The 16933-nt window shown below is 63.1% G+C and carries 16 protein-coding genes; 9 read left to right on the top strand and 7 right to left on the bottom strand.

What is annotated here, in order from left to right; genetic code table 11:
• Window positions 1-516 precede the first annotated feature (516 nt).
• Complete coding sequence (locus IVB22_RS33360; protein WP_247521401.1) at window positions 517-1440, top strand: septal ring lytic transglycosylase RlpA family protein; 924 nt, start codon at window positions 517-519, stop codon at window positions 1438-1440.
• Here IVB22_RS33360 and IVB22_RS33355 read toward each other — a convergent pair.
• Window positions 1437-2381, bottom strand: coding sequence for an alpha/beta fold hydrolase (locus IVB22_RS33355; RefSeq protein ID WP_247521400.1), 945 nt, complete (start codon window positions 2379-2381; stop codon window positions 1437-1439). The genes IVB22_RS33360 and IVB22_RS33355 overlap by 4 nt on opposite strands.
• Window positions 2382-2663: 282 nt before the next feature.
• Here IVB22_RS33355 and IVB22_RS33350 point away from each other — a divergent pair, with 282 nt between their 5' ends.
• From IVB22_RS33350 to IVB22_RS33340, 3 genes are read left to right on the top strand one after another with little or no spacing between them, the layout of a single operon-like run.
• Window positions 2664-3821 (top strand): D-alanyl-D-alanine carboxypeptidase family protein, encoded by a 1158-nt coding sequence (locus IVB22_RS33350; protein WP_374207784.1) that lies wholly within the window; start codon window positions 2664-2666, stop codon window positions 3819-3821.
• A 2-nt stretch (window positions 3822-3823) separates the two neighbouring features.
• A complete protein-coding gene (gene tmk, locus IVB22_RS33345; RefSeq protein ID WP_247521398.1) occupies window positions 3824-4510 on the top strand; it encodes a dTMP kinase in 687 nt (228 codons plus the stop codon).
• Complete coding sequence (locus IVB22_RS33340) at window positions 4507-5547, top strand: DNA polymerase III subunit delta' (protein ID WP_247521397.1); 1041 nt, start codon at window positions 4507-4509, stop codon at window positions 5545-5547. Before tmk ends, IVB22_RS33340 begins: the two co-directional genes overlap by 4 nt.
• On the opposite strand, the gene IVB22_RS41730 is transcribed toward IVB22_RS33340, so the two are convergent.
• Window positions 5481-6005, bottom strand: coding sequence for a hypothetical protein (locus IVB22_RS41730; protein ID WP_247521396.1), 525 nt, complete (start codon window positions 6003-6005; stop codon window positions 5481-5483). The genes IVB22_RS33340 and IVB22_RS41730 overlap by 67 nt on opposite strands.
• Between IVB22_RS41730 and metG the strand changes: the two genes are divergently transcribed.
• From metG to IVB22_RS33315, 4 genes are all read left to right on the top strand, one after another.
• Window positions 5986-7539: a methionine--tRNA ligase gene (metG, locus tag IVB22_RS33330; RefSeq protein ID WP_247521395.1), complete on the top strand. Its 1554-nt coding sequence runs from the start codon at window positions 5986-5988 to the stop codon at window positions 7537-7539. The two genes, IVB22_RS41730 and metG, sit on opposite strands and share 20 nt — an antisense overlap.
• Before the next feature lie 14 nt (window positions 7540-7553).
• Window positions 7554-8345: a TatD family hydrolase gene (locus IVB22_RS33325; protein ID WP_247521394.1), complete on the top strand. Its 792-nt coding sequence runs from the start codon at window positions 7554-7556 to the stop codon at window positions 8343-8345.
• Complete coding sequence (locus tag IVB22_RS33320) at window positions 8342-9139, top strand: MBL fold metallo-hydrolase (protein ID WP_247521393.1); 798 nt, start codon at window positions 8342-8344, stop codon at window positions 9137-9139. The genes IVB22_RS33325 and IVB22_RS33320 overlap by 4 nt, the downstream gene beginning before the upstream one ends.
• Before the next feature lie 159 nt (window positions 9140-9298).
• On the top strand, window positions 9299-9931 hold the full coding sequence (locus tag IVB22_RS33315; RefSeq protein WP_247521392.1) for an antibiotic biosynthesis monooxygenase: 633 nt from the start codon (window positions 9299-9301) through the stop codon (window positions 9929-9931).
• A 103-nt stretch (window positions 9932-10034) separates the two neighbouring features.
• Here IVB22_RS33315 and IVB22_RS33310 read toward each other — a convergent pair whose 3' ends face one another.
• The 3 genes from IVB22_RS33310 to IVB22_RS33300 are packed head-to-tail and all read right to left on the bottom strand — an operon-like array spanning window position 10035 to window position 14645.
• A complete protein-coding gene (locus IVB22_RS33310; RefSeq protein WP_247521391.1) occupies window positions 10035-11684 on the bottom strand; it encodes an acyl-CoA synthetase in 1650 nt (549 codons plus the stop codon).
• A gap of 27 nt (window positions 11685-11711) precedes the next feature.
• The gene (locus IVB22_RS33305) at window positions 11712-13610 is read right to left on the bottom strand and encodes a TRAP transporter large permease subunit (RefSeq protein WP_247521390.1); all 1899 of its coding nucleotides are present in this window, start codon (window positions 13608-13610) and stop codon (window positions 11712-11714) included.
• Between the two features lie 15 nt (window positions 13611-13625).
• Window positions 13626-14645: a TRAP transporter substrate-binding protein gene (locus tag IVB22_RS33300; protein ID WP_247521389.1), complete on the bottom strand. Its 1020-nt coding sequence runs from the start codon at window positions 14643-14645 to the stop codon at window positions 13626-13628.
• 382 nt (window positions 14646-15027) lie between these two features.
• Between IVB22_RS33300 and IVB22_RS33295 the strand changes: the two genes are divergently transcribed.
• Window positions 15028-16230: a Xaa-Pro peptidase family protein gene (locus IVB22_RS33295; protein ID WP_247521388.1), complete on the top strand. Its 1203-nt coding sequence runs from the start codon at window positions 15028-15030 to the stop codon at window positions 16228-16230.
• A 34-nt stretch (window positions 16231-16264) separates the two neighbouring features.
• Here IVB22_RS33295 and IVB22_RS33290 read toward each other — a convergent pair whose 3' ends face one another.
• Window positions 16265-16642, bottom strand: coding sequence for a rhodanese-like domain-containing protein (locus IVB22_RS33290; RefSeq protein ID WP_247521387.1), 378 nt, complete (start codon window positions 16640-16642; stop codon window positions 16265-16267).
• 83 nt (window positions 16643-16725) lie between these two features.
• On the bottom strand, window positions 16726-16908 hold the full coding sequence (locus tag IVB22_RS33285) for a hypothetical protein (RefSeq protein ID WP_247521386.1): 183 nt from the start codon (window positions 16906-16908) through the stop codon (window positions 16726-16728).
• Window positions 16909-16933: the final 25 nt, after the last annotated feature.

Below are 16933 nucleotides of genomic sequence, written 5' to 3'. Positions count from 1 at the left end.
AGCCGTCTGTCCGAAGCCGCGGTCCCCCCGAACCGCCAAGCGTTCAAACCTCAAGCCGCTCAAACCTCAAGCTCTGGAACGATAGCCTTCAAACGCGTGTGCAAGGAAAATGCCCGCGCTCACCAAACCCATCACCGCTGTAACCGTCTCGATCATCGCACAAATCCTTCGCGCCCCTGCAATCCACAGAACGACTCCACCGTTGCACAGTCAAAAAGATTCACAGGCTGGAATCGCAGATCGGTCGTGAGTGATGATTTACTGCAACAGATTGTCTGAGTGGGGCACAGGACGGATGCGACGAAGGGCGCATACACGGTGAATCGAGGCGCTATGCCCGTAGATCAACGGATACGCAAAGCAACCATTCATTCACCACACCGGAGCAGACCCCATTTCCGCCGTGTTCCGGTTGCGATATCTTCACAGCGTGATGCGGAGGTGGGTCGCATCGTGGGGTTAAGGCCGCAACGCTTCAACGTAGGCAGTCGGCCGCTGAAAATGGTAATCGGGGCGATGGGGATTCGACGGCCAAAAACAATCGTCCTGGCGGCACGTGGTACTGTTGCCGTGGCAACGTGCCTTCTCCTTGCCAACTGCGCCTCATCCGGCAAATTCGCCAGCCGCGTCGACCCAAAATATGGCGTCTCCTCGAGCCCTCGCGTGGTGGCGTTTGGGGAGGCCGTGCCGAAGGGTGGGGGAACCTACCGCGTCGGCAAGCCCTACACCGTCGCAGGCCGGGTCTACGTGCCGGAAGAGGATCCGAACTATCGCGCCGAGGGAATGGCTTCCTGGTATGGCGATGACTTCCACGGCCGGCTGACCGCCAATGGCGAGGTTTTTGACATGACCTCGCTGACCGCTGCCCATCCGACGCTGCCGATCCCAAGCTACGCCCGCGTCACCAATGTCCGGAACGGTAAATCGCTCATCGTGCGGGTCAACGACCGCGGCCCTTACCACGGCAACCGCCTCATCGACGTCTCGAACAAGGCCGCGGAACTCCTTGAATTCAAAGCAAATGGCGTCGCCAAGGTCCGCGTTGAGTATGTCGGCCGGGCGCCACTAGAGGGTTCCGACGACCGCCAGCTCCTGGCGACGCTTCGGACCGGCGAGCCCGCGCCGTCCCCTTCCACGGTCCGGGTCGCTTCGGCCCGTCCGTTTGTGCCGGAGATGTCGTCGTCTGCGGGCCGAATCCGGGGAGAAGTTCCGATGCCGGAAGGGCGGCCCTATAGCCTCGGCAATACCTCGGCCGACTACGCCTCGATCAATGCGACTTCGGAAATGTCGGCCTCCAGCCGCTCGCGCGGGCGTCCCGCGGAGAACCCGCGCGCCGTGTCCTACGAGAACGATGCACGCTATGCGACTCCGAGCCGGGCTTACCTGCCGGTCGATCCGCGGGGGCCGAGCGAAGTCCTCAACGGCCGCGGGCTGTACTAGCCATTCAGGAAATCGATCAGGGCAGCGTTGACCTCGTCGGGTCGCTCCTGCTGAATCCAATGACCGGCCCCATCGAGAATGAGCTTCCGCCGCAAATTCGGCAGCACGCGCTCCATCTCCTTGACCAGCTTCGCGCCGATCAGCCCGGTGATGACGCCATCCTTCGATCCCGCGATGAACAGCGACGGCTGGTGGATTTGCGCGCCCTGCCACGGCGCAGTCAGTTCCCAATTGCGGTCGATGTTGCGATACCAGTTGAGCCCGCCGCGAAAGCCTGACTTTCGATAGACCTCCGCGAAATAGGCGAGGTCAGCCTCGGTCCGCCAGTTCGGCAACGGCCGATTCGGATCGGCATCGGCGAGGAACCCCTTGCCCTCCTGAACATATTGATGGGCCGCCGGATCGGAGAACCCGCGCCCGCCCAGCACGATCCGCATTGTCGCGGCGACATCGCGCTCGAACTCGGCCTCGGCGACGCCGGGAGCCTGAAAATACTGCCAGTAGAAATTGGTGATGCCGTTTTGCCGCAAGGTTTCGAGCGGCAGGCCGCGTCCGCGGGAGGGGGGCGGAACGCTGAGGCCCGCGACCTTGGTGAAGATATCGGGCCGGAACATCGCCGCGTGCCAGGCGACCGGCGCACCCCAGTCATGGCCGACAATGACGGCCTGCTTTTCGCCGAGTGCCGCCACCAGCGCGATCATGTCGCCGACATTGTGGAAGATGGTGTAGGCGCCGACGTCCTCTGGCGCGCTGGTCCGGCCGAACCCGCGCATATCGGGGGCGACGACATGGAAACCGGCATCCGCGATGGCTCCGATCTGGTGCCGCCAGGAGTAGGATAGTTCGGGCCAGCCATGGCAGAGCAGCACCAGCGGGCCCTGGCCTTGTTCGAGCACAAACAGCTCCAGCCCGTTGGCGGAAATGGTGCGTGAGGATGGCATCGCGTTTCCGCCCTGTTTTTCGTATCCTGTCGGGAAATTGCAGTATCGCCACGATACGTTCCTTCGTTCGGTGCCGCAATCCGATCGACACGGCGGCAAGTCCAAAAGGCAAGTCCAAACACTGTGTTGTTTGCGATACTTCCAACTGTTAGAACGCACGGATTCAGGACATCGCCGATGGCAGCAGAGACTTCCGTTTCCCGCAAATCCGACGCCGCGGCCATCAACCCGTGGCGTGGCCTGATGGCCGCCGTCCTCGCGCTCGCGGTCGGTTGGGGCGGGATGGTGTACGCCGCCAACAACAGCGTGCAGGGCGCGCCGAAGAAGGAGGAGGGCGGCTTCGACGGCGACGCACCGACTGCGATCCTGGTCGAAGCGTCCAGCGGCAGCGTGCTGTTCGAGAAGAACGCCGACGAATTGCGGGCGCCTTCCAGCATGATGAAGCTGATGACGGTCGAGGTGGCGTTCAACGCCATCAAGGAAGGCAAGATAAAGCCGACGGACGAATACCGGATCAGCGAGAACGCCTGGCGCAAGGGTGGTGCGCCGGCCGGCGGCTCGACCATGTTTGCCATTCTCAACAGCAAGGTGTCGGTGGACGACCTGTTGAAGGGCGCGATCATCCAGAGCGGCAATGATTCCTGCATTGCGCTCGCCGAAGGCATGGCCGGCAACGAGCGGATCTTTGCCGCCGACTTCCTGACCAAACGGGCGCGCGAGCTTGGCATGCCGAAGTCGACGTTCGGAAATTCCAGCGGACTGCCTGATCCGGCCAACAAGATGACAGTTCGGGAACTGGCAAAACTCGCCCGCCACCTGATCCTGACCTATCCCGACATGTACAAATTGTTCGGCGAGAGGGAGTTCATCTGGAACAAGATCCGGCAGCAGAACCGCAATCCACTGCTGAACACGCTCAACGGCGCCGACGGGTTGAAGACCGGCTTCACCAAGGAGGGCGGCTACGGCATGGTCGGCTCCGCCGTGCAGAACGACACGCGGCTGATCGTCGTGATCAATGGACTCGAGGATTCCGACGATCGCGCCTCCGAGGCCAAGAAGATGCTGGAATGGGGTTTTCGCAATTTCGAGACGCGCACGCTGTTCGCAGCCAACCAGCAGGTCGGCTATGCCAAGGTGTTTGGCGGCGAAAGCCGCTCGGTGAAGCTTGCAAGCCCCGAGCCGATCAAGGTGATGGTACCGAAAAACGGCAACGAGAAGCTGATCGCGCGCATCGTCTACAAGGGCCCGGTGCAGGCGCCGGTGCAGGCCGGCCAGCCGGTCGGCGTCGTCAAGGTGTGGCGCGGCGCCAATATCGCGGTGGAGGCGCCGGTCTATGCCGCGGAAGCGATCGGCACCGGCTCGACCATGCGTCGCGCGATCGACGGAGCCAGCGAGCTCGTCATCGGCATGTTCCGCGCGAGCGCAGAGAAGCTCTGAGCATGACCCAGGCAACGCTGCAGCGGCCTTCCGGACGCGGGAAGTTCATTACATTTGAGGGCGGCGAGGGCTCCGGAAAGTCCACGCAGATCAAGAAGCTCGCCGAGCGCCTTGGAGCGGCAAAGTTGCGCGCCATCGTTACCCGCGAGCCGGGAGGCTCGCCGGGCGCCGAGATCATGCGGCATCTTGTGCTGTCGGGAATGGGCAAGCTGCTTGGACCGGAGGCGGAGACGTTGCTGTTCGCTGCCGCCCGCGACGATCACGTTCGCACCGTCATCCAGCCCGCGCTCGGCCAGGGAACGTGGGTGCTGTGCGACCGCTTCTCGGATTCGACCCGCGCCTACCAGGGCAGTCTGGGGCAGGTCTCGCCCATCGTGCTCAACGCCATGCAGCGCGTCACCATCGGCGATCTCAAGCCGGACCTGACCATCATTCTGGACATCCCCGTGGAAGTCGGCCTGCAGCGGGCCGCGGCTCGCCGCGGCAGCGGCGTGCCTGACCGGTTTGAGTCGGAAGATCTGCAGTTTCATCAGGATCTGCGCGACGCCTACCGGCAGATCGCCGCCGAGGACCCGCAGCGCTGCGTGCTGATCGATGCCAATGCCGATGCCGACACGGTCGCCACCCGCGTCTGGACTGCGCTGCGCGATCACGTGTTCACAGTCCCGAGCCCGGCGGGCACGGCATGAGCGCGCGCAAGACTGAGCAGGACGTGGCGGTCAGGCATCCCCGCGTAACGGTCGATCTGTTCGGCCACCGTGAGGCCGAGATGGCGTTGCTCAATGCCTATCGCAGCGGGCGCATTCCGCATGCCTGGCTGATCGGCGGCCCACAGGGCATCGGCAAGGCGACGCTGGCCTATCGCATGGCCCGCTTCGTGCTCGCGAATTCCAAGCCCATGGCGACTTCGGTGCAGCACGCCGAGACGCTTGCGCTCGATCCGAATGATCCCGTCGCGCGCCAGGTTACTGCCGGTGCGCATGGCGGGCTATTGGTGCTGGAACGCGGCCTCAACGATCGCGGCGTGATGCGCACCGTGATTACCGTCGACGAGACGCGGGAGACGATTTCGTTCTTCGGCTCGACCGCGGCGGTGGACGGCTGGCGGGTATGCATCGTCGACACCGTGGACGAGCTCAATCCGAACGCTGCCAACGCGCTGCTCAAGATCCTCGAAGAGCCGCCGCAACGATCGCTGTTCCTTCTCGTCAGTCACTCGCCGGCGCGGGCCTTGCCGACGATCCTGTCCCGTTGCCGCAAGCTGCCGCTGCGGCCACTCGCGACCGACGACGTCATTCGCGCGGCGTCGCGGGCCGCTGACATGGCGCCCGATGATCCGGCGCTATCGGAGGCTGCCGATGCCGCGGAGGGGAGCGTGTCCCGCGCGCTGACGCTGCTCGGCGGCGATGCGCTGAAGCTGCAGCAGCGGACCGCGGCGCTGCTGGCGACGCTGCCGCAGGTCGACCCGCGCGAGCTGCATGCGCTGGGCGACGCGCTTGGCACCAGCGACCGGGTGGCGTTGGCGGCTTTCATCGACGGCATCGATCGCTGGATCGGCGAAAAGCTGCGCACTGACGATGCCAACGCGAATCTGGCCCGCCTTGCACGGTTGGCTGAGGTATGGGAAAAGATCGTCCGCGCCGCGCGCGACACCGAATCCTATAATTTGGAGCGAAAACCGCTGGTTTTCTCGGTGTTTGGGATGCTCGCGGAAGCGACGCGGTAACGCTCCGCCTGAGAACAATCCCGACAATTATGACGTATAAAGGAATTCGTGGTGGCGACGGCTGGAAAGAAAGCTTCGAAAAAGCGCAAGGCGAAGAAAACTCGTAAAGCGCTGCCCGCCCGCGCCAGCAAGAAGGCCGCGGCGAAAAAGCGTGCCGCCAGGAAAGGTGCAGCCAAGAGCAAGCGCGTCGTGAAGAAGTCCGGCAAGGCTTCGAAGAAAGCTGCAAAGAAAGTCGCGAAAAAGTCGCCAAAGAAAGCTGCTAAGAAAGCAGCCGCGAAACCTGCCAAGAAATCGGCGAAGAAATCCGCGAACAAAACGACGAAGCCGCGCACGGTAACGGTGCAGGAAACAATCCCCGTCGTACAGGCAGCCCCCGTAGCTAAACGTGCAAAGCCAGCCACGCCGCGCGCGAAGCCGGCTGCCGCAGCCCAGCCACCGGTGGCTGCCGAGCGCGACACCTACTTCATCACCACGGCGATCGCCTATCCCAACGGCATTCCGCATATCGGCCACGCCTACGAGGCGATCGCAACCGATGCGCTGGCGCGGTTTCAGCGGCTCAACGGCAAGGACGTGTTCTTCCTGACCGGCACCGACGAGCACGGCCTGAAGATGGTGCAGACCGCCGAAAGCGAGGGAATGGGAGTTGCTGACCTCGCCGCGCGCAATGCCGGGCGGTTCAAGGAAATGGACGAGCGTCTCAACGTGTCGTTCGACCGCTTCATCCGCACCACGGAGCCTGACCATCATCGCTCGGTCCAGGTGGTCTGGAACCGGATGCAGCAGAACGGCGACATCTATATCGACACCTATGCCGGCTGGTATTCGGTGCGCGACGAAGCCTATTACGCCGAGGAGGAAACCGTCCTCGGCGAGGACAATGTGCGCCGCGGCCCGCAGGGCTCACCGGTCGAGTGGGTCGAGGAGAAGAGCTACTTCTTCAAGCTGTCCGCCTATCAAGACCGCCTGCTCGCGCTTTACGAGAGCCAGCCGGACTTCATCGGACCGGATTCACGCCGCAACGAGGTCATTAGCTTCGTCAAGGGCGGGCTGAAGGATCTCTCGATTTCACGCACGACGTTCGACTGGGGCGTCAAGGTGCCCAATGACCCTGAGCATGTGATGTATGTCTGGGTCGATGCGCTGACCAACTACATCACCGGCGTCGGCTTCCCCGACGAGAGCGCCGCGAACTGGCGCTACTGGCCCGCGGACGTCCACGTTATCGGCAAGGACATCATCCGCTTCCACGCGGTGTACTGGCCGGCATTCCTGATGTCGGCGGGCATCCCCGTGCAGAAGCGGGTCTACGCGCACGGCTTCCTGTTCAGCAGGGGCGAGAAGATGTCGAAGTCGGTCGGCAATGTCGTCGATCCCTTCAATCTCGCCGACCAGTACGGCGTCGACCAGATGCGCTATTTCTTCCTGCGCGAGGTGCCGTTCGGACAGGACGGCAACTACAACCATGAAGCCATCGTCGCGCGCATCAATGCCGATCTCGCCAATGATCTCGGCAACCTGGCGCAGCGCTCGCTGTCGATGATCGCCAAGCAACTCGGCGGCGTGCTGCCGGAGCCCGGCGAGTTCACCGACAACGACAAGGCGATGCTGGCGCAGGCGGATAGCATGCTGGAAGCCTCGCGCACCGCGATGGCCACCCAACAGATCCATCAATGGCTGAACGCGGTGTGGGCCGTCGTGGCCGAAGCCAACCGCTATTTCGCGGGCGAGGCGCCATGGGCGCTGGCCAAGACCGATCCTGACAGGCAGAAAACCGTATTGTATGTCACCGCGGAAGTCGTGCGGCAGGTCGCCATCCTGACCCAGCCGGTGATGCCGGATGCCTCGAGCAAGTTGCTCGACAGTCTCGGCATTCCCGACGAGAAGGAGACACGTGACTTCGCAGCGCTCGGCACGCGGATCAAGGCCGGCACGGCGCTGCCGCCGCCGGTCGGCGTATTTCCGCGCTACGTCGAACCAAAGGCGGATTGAGCGGTTTGCAAGCCATGCTCGTCGACAGCCACTGCCACCTCGACTTTCCGGATTTCGCCGAGGATCTCGACGCCCTCGTCACGCGCGCCGAGACGGCAGGCATCGGCCGTATCGTCACCATCTCGACCCGGGTGAAGCGGCTCGGCGGGTTATTGGCCATCGCCGAGCGGTTTCCCAACGTCTATTGCTCGGTCGGCACCCATCCGCATCATGCCGATGAGGAGGATGGCATTCCCGCCAGCGAACTGATCGAGCTGACCCAGCATCCGAAGGTCGTGGCGCTGGGCGAGGCGGGGCTGGATTATTTCTACCAACACGGCTCCCGCGAGGCACAGGAGCGCGGCTTTCGCGCGCATATCGCCGCCGCTCGCGCCACCGGCCTGCCGCTGGTGATCCATACCCGCGATGCCGACGAGGATTGCGGCCGCATTCTCGAAGACGAGATCGCCAAGGGGCCGTTCCGCGCGGTGCTGCATTGCTACACCGGCGGGCGTGAACTGGCGATGAAGGCGATTGGTCTCGGCCTGTCGATCTCGTTCACGGGCATTTTGACGTTCAAGAAATCGGAAGCCTTGCGCGAACTCGCCGCCGAGCTGCCGGCCGACCGCATCATGGTCGAAACCGATGCGCCCTATCTGGCGCCCGGCAAGTTTCGCGGCAAGCGCAACGAGCCGTCCTACGTGGTCGAAATCGCAAAAGTGCTGGCGGAAACCCGCGGCGTTTCGCTTGAGGAGATATCGCGGCAGACAACCGAAAACTTCTTCCGCCTGTTCTCCAAGGTGCCGGCGCCAAAGGCCGCGGCATGACGGTGACGCTGACCATCCTCGGCTGTGGCTCCTCCGCCGGCGTGCCGCGTCCGGCACTCGGCTGGGGCGCCTGCGATCCCAACAATCCAAAAAACCGCCGCCGACGCTGCTCGCTGCTGGTCGAGCGCACGGGCGCGCACGGCACTACGCGGATCGTGATCGACACTTCGCCCGACCTGCGCGAGCAGTTGATCGATGCCGAGGTCGATCACATCGACGCGGTGTACTTGACACATGAACATGCCGACCAGACCCACGGCATGGACGATCTGCGTTCGGTCGTGCTGCACCAGCGCCGCCGCATTCCCGTCTACTTCAACCAATCGACCGCCAAAGACATGATGGCGCGGTTCTCCTATTGCTTTATCGCGCCTGAGGGCAGCGACTATCCGCCGATCCTGACGCGGCATTCGATCGAAGCGGGCGAAAACCACACCACCGAAGGGAAGGGCGGCCCGGTGAAGCTTTCCGCTTTTCTGGTTCACCACGGCAGGATTCCCGCGCTGGGTTTCCGCGTCGGGGCCGCCGCCTACACGCCCGACCTCCACGACATTCCCGAGGAAAGCTGGCCCGCGCTGGAAAACCTCGACCTCTGGATCGTCGACGGGCTGCGCTATGCCGGCCATCCCAGCCATTTCAGCGTCAATGACGCGCTGTCATGGATCGAGCGCTTCAAGCCGAAGCGCGCCGTCATCACCAACATGCATTCCGATCTCGATTACGAGGTGCTGCGCCAGAGCCTGCCGGCCGGCGTGATCCCTGCCTATGACGGGATGCGGCTGGAACTCGGCTAGGACCCGCAGCGCGGAATGACCTCTACTAAGAGGTGACACGGCAGGGCCTTCCGCCGGACATCATGCCGGCCTATGACGGGATGAGGCTGGTGCTTGAGAACCCGGACAGAAGATCGGTTGCGCAGTGCAAACTCGATCGCAGGCCGCGGAGGAATTTCGATGATTGGCCTGTTCTTTGAAGTTCAGACAAGGCCCGGACACCGCAATCAATATCTCGATCTCGCGGCCTCGCTAAAGCCCGACCTTGAGGCGATGGGCGGCTGCCTCTTCATCGATCGCTTCAGGAGTTTGACGCGGGAGAACCTGCTGCTGTCCTATCAGATATGGCAGGACGAGGCGGCCCTGACGGCATGGCGGGCCCATCCCTACCATCACGATGTCCAGACCATCGGCCGCGAGAGGGTCTTTTCGGACTATCGCATCCGCGTTGCCCAGGTCATTCACGAACAAAGGCACGGACAGCCGATCTGGCAGCCCGAGCGGCGCACGCCCTACAATGATCCCGCCAGGCGCAAGCCGACATACATCCTCGCCTCGGAATCGAAGAATGCCACGCTAGCGGCGGAGACCGAATGGCGCCGTGACGCTTTCGCGAGCGTCTATCGCGAGGAGCATTTTGCACATCTGGTCGATTTACCGGACGATCGAGCCGGCATCGAATTCGGCTCGCGCCTGTTTGCCGACCCGACAACCCAGTACTTTCGCATTTTCGAGGTGATGCGCGACTACGGCATGTACGAGCGCACCGAGGCGCCGCAGTATTATCCGCCGGTCAAGCGAGAGAAGGCGTAGGGCCCGTAGGGTGGGCAAAGCGACAGCGTGCCCACCATTTTGAAGCGCGATCGGTGATAGATGGTGGGCACGTCGCTGACGCTCCTTTGCCCACCCTACGAATCTAGGCCGAAATCGCCTTCGCCGAGTCGACTTGGTTGCGCAGCAGGAATTTCTGGATCTTTCCGGTTGAAGTCTTCGGGATGGTGCCGAACACGACCGCCTTCGGCGTCTTGAAGCCGGACATGTGACTGCGACAGAAGGCGATGATGTCCGCTTCCGTCGCCTTGGCGCCTTCCTTCAGCTCGACGAAGGCGCAGGGCACTTCGCCCCATTTCGAGTCGGGCTTGGCGACGACGGCCGCGAACAGCACGGCCGGATGCTTGTAGAGGACGTCCTCGACCTCGACGGAGGAGATGTTCTCGCCGCCCGATATGATGATGTCCTTGGAACGGTCCTTGATGATGACGTAGCCATGCTCGTCGAGCACGCCGAGGTCGCCGGTGTGAAACCAGCCGCCGGCGAAGGCTTCTTGCGTTGCCTTCTCGTTCTTCAGATAGCCCTTCATCACGATATTGCCGCGGAACATCACTTCGCCGATGGTTTCGCCATCGCGCGGCACCTCCTGCATCGTCACAGGATCGAGCACGGTGACGGCTTCCTCCAGCGGGTAGGGCACGCCCTGCCGGCGCTTCATCTGGGCGCGCTGGTCGGCGGGCAGGTCGTCCCAGCCCGGCTGCTCGGCGCAGACGGAGGCGGGGCCATAGACTTCAGTCAGCCCGTAGACATGGGTCAGCTTGATGCCGATGCTTTCGGCGCCTTCGAGGACCGCCACTGGCGGCGCGGCGCCTGCGATCAGCCCGACGACGGGGCGCGCGGCTTTGCCCTTCGGCGCGCCGGGCGCGTTGATCAGCGTGTTGTAGACGATCGGCGCGCCGCACATGTGGGTCACGCCGTGCTTCGGGATCAGCTCAAAGATTTTTGCCGGATCGACCTTGCGCAGGCAGACATTGATGCCGGCGGAAGCCGCTACCGTCCACGGAAAGCACCAGCCGTTGCAGTGGAACATCGGCAGCGTCCACAGATACACCGGATGCTGGCCGAGATTGCCGGCCAGAATATTGCTGACGGCATTGAGATAGGCGCCGCGGTGATGGGTCACGACGCCCTTCGGGTTGCCCGTGGTGCCCGAGGTATAGCTCAGCGCAATCGCGTCCCACTCATCGCCGGGCAGTCCTGCGACGAAAGCCGGATCGCCCGCCGCGACCGCCGCCTCGTATTCGAGCTCACCGATCCGCTTGCCGCCCGCAAATGTCGCGTCGTCGACATCAATGACTAAGGGCTTTGCGCCTTTCATCAACGTCAGCGCTTCCGCGATCACGCCGGAGAATTCGGGATCGACCAGGATGATCTTTGCGCCGCCATGATCGAGCTGGAATGCAATCGAGGGCGCATCGAGCCGGATGTTCAGCGCGTTCAGGACGGCGCCTGCCATCGGCACGGCGAAATGCACCTCGTTCATGGCCGGGATGTTCGGCAGCATCGCCGCGACCGTATCGCCGTGACCAATGCCGCGCCCGGCGAGCCAGGATGCAAAGCGTCGGCAGCGCTCATAGGTCTCGGCCCAGGTAAAGCTGCGGCCTTCATAGACCGTGCTGACGTGATCGGGATAGACGGCGGCGCTGCGCGCGAGGAAGCTGAGCGGTGTCAGCGGCACGTAGTTCGCCGGCGTCTTGTCCAATCCGATTGAATATTGGTTCTGGGCTGCGCTCATCGGCTTTGTCCCATTACGTCGTTGACTCTACAAGAACCCGATGGAAATCCACGGGAAGATCGCCACGATAATCAGGCCGACCATCAGCGCCAACAGGTAACCCCAGATCGGCCGGATACCCTCGGCCGGGTCGACGCGCCCGATGGCACAGGCGGCATAATAGCCCACTCCGAAGGGCGGAGCGAATAGCCCGATACCCATCGCGAGAATAACGATCATTGCGTAGTGGACCTCGTGCACGCCGACGGCGCGGGCGATCGGAAACAATAGCGGCCCGAACAGCACGATCGCCGGAATGCCCTCGAGCACGCTGCCCAGGATCACGAAGGCCACGATCGACACGGCGATGAACGTCGCCGAGCCACCGGGCAGGCCGGTCATGGCGGCCGCCAGCGTCCGCGAAAAGCCTGATTGCGTGAGGCCCCAGGCCATGCCGGTGGCGCAGCCGATGATGAGCAGAATCGCGCCCGACAGGCATGCGGTTTCGACCAGCATTGGCATGATCCGCCGCCAGTCGAAATTGCGGTAGATCAAGAGGCCGTAAATCAGGTAGCCGACGATGAAGGCATAGACGATGCCGATCGTGGAAACCTCGGTCGCGGTCGCGATGCCCTCGACTACGGCGTAGCGGATCACGAACGGCAGCGCGATGGCGGGCAGGGCGATGGCGAACGCGCGGACGATCTCCCCGCCACTCGCCCGCGTGACGTGCCGCAGATCCTCGTTCCGGTAACGCCACCACACCAGCGCCGACAGCGTGATCGCCAGCACCAGGCCCGGCAACAGGCCGCCGGTGAACAGCGCTGCAATCGAGACGCCGGTGACCGAACCGATGGTGATCAGCACGAGGCTCGGCGGAATGGTTTCGGTCTGTGCGCCCGTGGCGGAGAGGAGGGCGACCAGATCGCCCGGCTTGGCGCCCCGCGCCTTCATCTCCGGGAACAGCACCGGCGCCACGGCGGCCATGTCGGCAGCTTTCGAGCCCGAAATGCCTGACACCAGATACATCGCCCCGACCAGCACGTAGTGCAACCCTCCGCGGACATGGCCCAGAAGGCTCGCCAGAAACGCCACCATGGCTCGCGCCATGCCCGTCATCTCGATCAAGAGGCCCAGGAAGACGAACAGGGGCACCGACAGCAGGATCAGGTGGCTCATGCCCTCATCCATGCGGCCGACCAGCACCATCAGTGGCGTGCCCGTGGTCAGCGCCAGATAGCCGTAGGTCGCAAGCCCGAAGCCGAACGCGATTGGCACGCCGGCAAAGACGCAGAAGCCGGCGACGCCGACAAAGAAGATGATCAGATTGAGATTGCCGAGCGGCTTCAGCGAGCCCCTGAGCAGCCAGAAAACCGCGATGACAAGTGCGACCGACAGGATCGCAGCCATCATGGTCCGACCATTGCCCGATCGCGCCAGCCGCAGGAAGGCAAACAGCGCCATCAACGCGATGCCGACCGGCAGCGCCGCGGCGCGCCAGATATTGCTGATCTGCAGCGCCGGCGTGGTGATGTAGCTTTCCTCGTAGGCGTATTCGTAAGCCGGCCAGGCAATCAGGATGAGAAACGCCAGCGCAGCTACTGTCGCCACCAGATCGAGATAGGCGCGCATGGCAGGCTTCGCGCTGGCGACCACCGCAGTCATTCGCATGTGCTCGGCGCGCCGGAACGCGACCGCGGCGCCCAGCATGGCGAGCCACAGGAACAGGATCGACGCCAGCTCGTCCGACCAGATCAGCGGCCGGTGCAGCGCATAACGCGCCACCACGCCGGCAAACAGGATCACGATCTCGGCGACGACCAGGAGGGCCGCCGGGATTTCGACCAGCATTCCCAGGGTGTGTTCGATCGACGCCAACAACTGATGGCGGCGAGGGGGCTGCCCCACCTCACCGCCAACAGCTTCGGTCATTTCGGCATGAGCCATGACGGCCCTCAGACGTTACGACAGCTTGCCGACGGACTTTTCGAGCAGCTCCCAAGCCTGGTCGCCGTATTTACCTTTCCATTCCGCGTAGAACCCGGCCGAGCGCAGCTTATCGCGGAACGGCGTCACGTTGGGCTGGTTGAAAGTAAGGCCCTTGCCGGCCAGTTCCTGCTGCAGGCCGGCATTCAGCTTGGCGACGTCCTTACGCTCCTTGACGGCCGCCGCGTTGATGTTCTTGGCGACGATGGTCCTGATATCCTCAGGCAGCTTTTCCCAAGCGCGGCGGTTCGCCAGGAACCAGAAGCCGTCCCACATATGGTTGGTCAGCGAACAGAACTTCTGGACTTCATACAGCTTCGCCGTCGAGATGATCGCCAGCGGATTTTCCTGGCCCTCGACGATCCTGGTCTGCAGCGCGGAGTAAACTTCGCTGAAATTGATCGAGGCGGGCGCTGCATCGAACGCCTTGTACATCGACGTCCAGAGCGGCGACACCGGCACGCGGATCTTGAAGCCCTTGAGGTCATCAGGGCCGTTGATCGGTCTGGTCGACGAAGTGGTCTGGCGGAAGCCGTTGTCCCAGATCCTGTCCATGACAACGAGATTGGCCTTGGTGATCTCGCCACGGATATGGGCACCCAGGCCTCCGTCCATGGCCTTCCAGACCGTGTCGTAATCCGGGAACGCAAAGCCGATGCCGCTGATGGACGCCGCTGGCACCAGCGTCGCCAGAATCAACCCCGACAGCGTGAAGAATTCGACGCCGCCGGACCTGATCTGGCTCAGCATATCGGTATCGGAACCGAGCTGGTTGTTCGGGAAAATCTGCAGGTCGAACCGGCCATTGGTCTCGGCCTTGATTGCCGCCGCCATCTCCTTGGCCCGGGCGTTCAGCGGATGCCCATCAGGCAGGTTATTGGCGTACTTGTAGCTAAATTCGGCGGTCTGGGCCCGCGCCACCAGCGGCGCGCCGATGCCGCCCAGAACCGCTGACGCAGCGGATGCCTTGAGAAGCGTGCGTCGTGAAAAACTCATTGGGTTCTCCCTTGAGGATTGTTGTTCTTGCGATGACCCGAAGTCGCGAGTCATCAGCGTACTCGCGCGCTTATTGCAGCGTCCGCACGCGGCGGCAACACAGGCTTTGGCGGAGCAGGATTGCTTGGGCCAAACGAACGCCCGTACAGTCGCCGGGCTGGCTTGGTTTGTCAGGATATCCGGCTAAATATTTGATCTAATTGTAGATATATATATTCCATAATATACCTTATGCGAATTCCGGACTTGTGGGTCAAACAGCCAGTATTGGCCAATATGCATTGGAGCTCGCCGATTTCATCGCTGGTAGGAACCGGCTTCCCGCCCACAATGCCGTGTCCAAGCGGCGCCTGGTTCGAAGCCCTGCAACGGGAGGTACGTCATGCAAGAACACATCAGCCGTCCGACCAAACCTAGCGCCATTCCATTCGACACGGCCAAGCTCGACTTGCTGATGGAAGCGGCCAGGCTCGACATCCTGGTCGCGACCTCCAAACACAATGTCCAATATCTGCTCGGCGCCGAGCGCGCGATCTTCTTCGACTACATGGATGCGCTCGGGGTTAGCCGGTACCTGCCGGTCGTGATCTATCCGAAAGGCGCGCCAGACAAGGCGGTCTATATCGGGCATCGGCTGGAGACCCATCAGCGGGCCGTAGCGCCGCTGTGGGTTCCGCAGGTTCGTACCGAAGGAAACGGATCGGTGGACGCCATTTCACAGGCGGTCAGCCTGATCAAGGATGCGGGCGTGCCGATGAAGCGGGTCGGCGTCGAGATGCCGTTTCTGCCGATGGACGCCGGCAGGGCCCTTTCGGATGCCCTGCCCGACAGCGAGATCGAGGACGCGCTGCTGGTGCTCGAGCGCCTGCGCGCCGTGAAATCTCCCGCCGAATTGGCCAGGCTGAAGAAGGCGTCGGAATTGGTGATCGACTCCATGATCGAGGTCATCGCGAACCACGGCCCGGGCACCACCAAGCAGCAGCTTTCCGATGCGCTGAAGATTGTCGAGGTGAAGCGCGGATTGACGTTCGAGTATTGCCTGCTGGCTTGCGGCTCCAGCCACAACCGGGCGCCTTCGGCACAGCGCTGGGAGAACGGCGACGTGCTGTCGCTGGATTCCGGCGGCAACTATCACGGCTATATCGGCGACCTCGCGCGGATGGCGGTGCTCGGCGAACCGGACAGCGAGCTCAAGGACCTGCTGGCTGAAATCGAAGCCATCCAGCGGGCCGCGTTCGCAGCAGTTCGGCCGGGTGCCATGGGCGGTGAAATCTACGTCGCGGCCGAGAGGGAGCTGGCACGGTCCAGCCAGCACGCCTGCACCGACTTTCTTGCTCACGGCATGGGGCTGGTCAGCCATGAGGCCCCTCGCCTGACGGCCAAAGGTCCCATTCCCTACGATGACCCGGACGCGCGCCGGCCATTGGAGCCCGGCATGGTAGTGTCGATCGAAACGACGATGAAGCATCCGCGCCGTGGCTTCATCAAGCTGGAGGACACAGTTGCGGTGACCGCAACCGGCCATGAGATCTTTGGCGAAGGCGCCCGGGGCTGGAACATCGGCGGCAGTGGACAGGCGCGTTGAGGCCGTTTGGCCTCAACGCGTTCCGACAAGGCGGTCAGGCTTTTTCCACGTCTCCGCCCGCCTCCAGCCAACCCTTGAAGCCGCCGAGATTGCGCACGTTGGAATAACCCATTTCCTTGAGGGTCTTGCCGACGAGCGCTGAGCGTCCACCTGAAGCACAATACGCGATCACCGTCTTGGCGCGGTCGAAGGCTTTGTCATGCATCGCCGAGGCCGGATCGGCGCGGAACTCGACAAGGCCGCGCGGCACGGCAACAGCGCCGGACACCTTGCCTGAGGTTGCTACCTCCGCAGGCTCACGAACGTCGAGGAACAACACGTCGGCCCTGCCCAGCAATCCCTTGGCTTCGTCCGGGCTGATGCGCGGCACTTCGGCCTCGGCTTCAGCCAGCATCGTTTGTACTGTTTTCATTCTGTCTCCTCCGTGGACGCGTAACGCCAAGTCAATCGATTGTGGCCACGGTGTATAGCTTTTTTGACTGGATGTCGTTCGATTTAATTCTTGAGGAGTCCGCCATTTTTTCGTGACATCGCTGGCGAGCGCACGCACGCGATGCTCGTTGCGGTGCGTGTCAGCGCGTCCTCGAGGAAGCGGCGGTTGCGGCGCTTCAGAAATGCCGCGACGCCCTCCTTGTGGTCCTCGGGCATGCTCACCAGCGCAAACTGGTTGACGTCCATGCGGCTTGATTTCCTGACCAGGTCC

This window comes from Bradyrhizobium sp. 190 (assembly GCF_023073415.1).
In the GTDB taxonomy this organism is placed as follows: domain Bacteria; phylum Pseudomonadota; class Alphaproteobacteria; order Rhizobiales; family Xanthobacteraceae; genus Bradyrhizobium.
Note: the sequence above shows the minus strand (reverse complement) of the source record. Positions and strands in the feature narration are given on the sequence as shown.